Below are 528 nucleotides of genomic sequence, written 5' to 3' on the forward strand. Positions count from 1 at the left end.
GCACCAACCTTACCGAGGCAAACCTCCGCTACCATCCGCTCAAAACCAGCGCGTTGTACCCCGCCGGCGGCTGAACGACCGAGATCATCATCGATCACTTCGATCTCAGACCAACCGAGCGCCGTCAGCCGGTCCCGCATGGCGTATTGCAACGCGCTGCTCTCGCGATTGTGCAACACTTGATGGGCTGAGGATTGACGCACGTAAAGAATCGCCTTGCGCTCCAGATGATGAGGCCTGACCTTGTCAGAGATCATGATCGACCTCCTTCGCGGGCGGCGTCGCTGTCATCGCAGCATGGTCGACGATCAACTGTGTCATCAGGCTCGTGAGGGCCGCCCGGGCTTCCGCCGGCAGTTCCAGCCATGCTGGTGCGCCGATGGCGCCGTTCGACAGGCCGCTCCCGAACAGATCCATCTGCTGCTGCGGCCGCGGTTGTCGATTGTGTCGGTATCCGCTCCCTGGCATTGCCGTCTGCCGTGACATGGGTCTCTCCCCGATTCTGGTCGTGAGAGGCTCTGGATGCGC

At 61.9% G+C, this 528-nt stretch carries 1 protein-coding gene and 1 pseudogene; both read right to left on the reverse strand.

Annotated elements, in window-relative coordinates; all coding sequences use genetic code 11:
• Positions 1–257, reverse strand: a pseudogene (locus AC1RLZ_RS31175) (recombinase family protein); the annotation flags it as partial.
• A complete protein-coding gene (locus AC1RLZ_RS31180) occupies positions 247–486 on the reverse strand; it encodes a hypothetical protein (protein ID WP_493191817.1) in 240 nt (79 codons plus the stop codon). The pseudogene AC1RLZ_RS31175 and the gene AC1RLZ_RS31180, both read right to left, overlap by 11 nt.
• Between the last annotated feature and the right edge of the window lie 42 nt (positions 487–528).

It is taken from the genome of Tardiphaga sp. GW822-FHT04G09 (genome assembly GCF_058800725.1).